Source organism: Wolbachia endosymbiont of Cylisticus convexus, from assembly GCF_003344345.1.
This window is the reverse complement of the sequence record NZ_QPIP01000141.1, coordinates 1-2,988: the sequence shown is the minus strand read 5'-3', so window position 1 is coordinate 2,988 and position 2,988 is coordinate 1. Positions and strand designations below refer to the sequence as shown.

General features: G+C 33.0%; 2 protein-coding genes, 1 tRNA gene and 2 pseudogenes. All 5 read left to right on the top strand.

Annotated features, from left to right (window positions below; genetic code table 11):
• Positions 1-924: pseudogene (locus tag Wcon_RS09230) on the top strand (IS110 family RNA-guided transposase); the annotation flags it as partial.
• 267 nt (positions 925-1,191) lie between these two features.
• Positions 1,192-1,276: transfer RNA gene (locus Wcon_RS09225), tRNA-Leu, on the top strand.
• 57 nt (positions 1,277-1,333) lie between these two features.
• Entirely contained in the window at positions 1,334-1,828 is a 495-nt protein-coding gene (locus Wcon_RS09220; RefSeq protein WP_114517917.1) for a hypothetical protein, read from the top strand.
• A gap of 88 nt (positions 1,829-1,916) precedes the next feature.
• Positions 1,917-2,396 carry a hypothetical protein gene (locus tag Wcon_RS09215; protein ID WP_114517916.1) on the top strand — a complete coding sequence of 160 codons (480 nt, stop codon included), beginning with the start codon at positions 1,917-1,919 and terminating at the stop codon, positions 2,394-2,396.
• Positions 2,397-2,497: 101 nt separating this feature from the next.
• Positions 2,498-2,988 (top strand): annotated as a pseudogene (locus Wcon_RS13125) (helix-turn-helix domain-containing protein); the annotation flags it as partial.

Genomic DNA, 2,988 nt, shown 5'->3' with positions numbered 1-2,988 from the left:
AAGTAAAAAAGAAAAGCGTGAAACTAGGAAAAGGAGCTTTAAGAACGATGATCTTGGGTTTCAAGGTCTGCTGAGTTTTCTACAAAAGCATAATGTGGAAGAAGTAAAGTCATGCATGTGGTTGTTATAGCGAAGCTTTGGCTGAATTTCTGCACAATGCTGGACATTTTGTTAGTGTTGTAAATCCTTATTGTATTAAATCTTATACAAGGAGTAAGCTCGTAAGACAAAAGAATGATCAGACTGATGCAGAAATTATTGCTGATTATTGCCAAAGACAGGAACCAACTCGTTGGACACCACCTTCTTCTGAAATGAAAAAATTAAAACATCTTTATCGTTGCTCAGTTGCGTTAAAAGAATTAGTAAATAACCACCTAGAAAAAAAAGAGAGACTGCCTAAAGAAGTTGCAAATGCTTGTTGCAACGAATATAGTTAAAAAAATAGAAATAATAAAAAACTCCATACGCAAACTATTAAAGCAGCACAAAGAATTGTTGGAAAATTTTCAGCTTCTATTGACTATTCCAGGAATAGGAGAGGAATCAGCAATGGCTATTTTAGCTGAAATCCCTGACATAAAAGCTTTTAGAGATGCCAGGCAATTGGCAGCATATACAGGAGTTATACCGAAAAATATAACATCAGGTTCATCTGTACATTCTAAACCAAGATTAAGTAAATCAGGTTCACAAACATTACGTAAGGCCCTTTTCTTTCCTGCCATAGTAGCCAAGAATCACAATCCTATCATTGTGAGTTTTTGCCAAAGACTAAAGAAGAAGGGTAAGCATAATATGGCAATTGTGGGAGCTGCAATGCGTAAGCTACTCCATATCATTTTCGGTATCCTGACATCCAAAAGTGCTTTTGATCCAAATCATATCAAGAATTACAGAACTAGGATGTTGACTGTAGTTTAAAATCAAAAAATGCTTCCAATCCATTCAACATATTCACTAACTGTAATCTGTGTACTGTTACACAATCAGAAGTATTTTTTGATTTTATGATACAGCTTGAGTAATTTTTTTGTTGACTAGCAAGACGGTATCTTTCTTCTAGAAATTTGTTATATTCAATTCAGTTGCTGACTTTCATTCTTTGTGGCATAAGCTGTATTTATTTGATAGATATTTACTCTATAATAGAATCACTGCTGAATCTTTTTCTCCTATGCAATAAAGCCTGCCCGGGTGGCGGAATTGGTAGACGCGCTAGCTTCAGGTGCTAGTAACTTTTCAAGTTGTGGAAGTTCAAGTCTTCTCTCGGGCACTCTATATTGATTCTTGAGTTAATTAATGCTATAATATATTTACTACACTTAAGTTTATGAATTGTGAGGAAAAGAGGCTTGTTTACAGAAAGAAAATACGAACTCATTTAAAACGCTTAGTTACTGCACTATCTACGATTGGGTACATAGCAGCATTAGCTTTGAATATTTCTGTCTTAAGTCTATATTTTAGTATTGCCAGCACCATACTAAGTGCACTTTCGCTTGCCTTAAATATATGGTCATTAACTGATCATTTTAGGCGGCATGATCTTAATAAGCAACTCGATACTCCTCGGCAAGAGAAACTAACGAAGATCTGTCTTGATATCGCATCTAGCATTTCATTTTTAATAGGAGGAATTACATTTATATTGCCTCTCGAATCTCCTATTATTCCTTTTATTTCTACTGCTTTTTTTATTCTAGGCTGTACCTTTATGGCAACCAATCTTGTTCGAACTATGATTAATCAGCCGCAAATAGATGAAAATAATAATTTCAAAGCTAGCGATCATTCTAACGTTCAATCTGCAATAGTTGGAGCTTGATTATCATTATTAATAAATTAACTTACTTGATTTATATAACAATGTTGGTTATTATATTAATAGATTATTAATATAATATGGTAGCATTATGATAGATTTTATAAACTTTTCCAACGACTATTCAGAGTTTTCTGAGGAAAATATTAGTTCAGCTGAGCTTAATTACGCAGATTATAGTACATACATAACTGAGCATAATGAACTGAGTTTTCCTGGTGAATACTTAAGCTTTTTTGAGAAAGACGCAAGGTATATAGTGTCTATGCTTGATGAGAATGATCAAAAATCTACAGATGACTCGTATACAGTAGTTGAACACAATGAAAACAGTTTGGTATTGAAGAACACATTAGAGACAGAGTATGGAACTGTATACAGATACATAATGCTCAATCTGAAAATTTCAATAATGGAAGAGATGACGGAAGTGAGTAGCGAATGTGAATGTCTTATAAATGGCCTCTATGAAATGGATAAGATAATTTTGTCTTCAGACAAAAAAGAATTAACATTCATACTCAAAACTAGAAACAGTTTACAAAAAGTAATGAAAGTTAGAAAATTTTAAACTAATATGGGGTACTAATACCAATGCCCATTAAGGAGAGAGCGGATAGACAATAAAGAGAAAAAAAGTCCATACTGAAACAAGTAAAATAGCGGGGTAAAATAGGATTAAGATCAAAACTATTAGATGAACAAGTGGTGGAATCGGCAAGAAAAATGCTGAAGAAAGTAAGAAACAATGCATAAAAAAACTAAATGCTGTAATTGCTAGCAAAAAAGCATAGCATAACGGCTGTAGCAAAGATATGCTGCATTTCAAGAAACGCAGTAACTTCATGACTTAAAATTTGGAAGAGAAGAAAAACTATTTGCTCCTGCTCAATGCTGTAAAAAAACTAGATTGAATCATAGCCAACTTGAGCAAGTTGAAGTATGGATAGAAGAAAATCCTAATATTACTATTAAAGAAATGAGAATAAAGATTCAGAAAAAATTTGGTCTGAATGTCAGTAAGTCTACAGTGCACCGTAATATATGAAATTTTCATATATTACACCAACACAATGTACAAGATAAAAGAAAACAAGAGGAATTCAAAAAAAAATCTCAATGAAGTTATTGGCAAGTATCTTGGAAAAGAGCTGTTTTTCTTT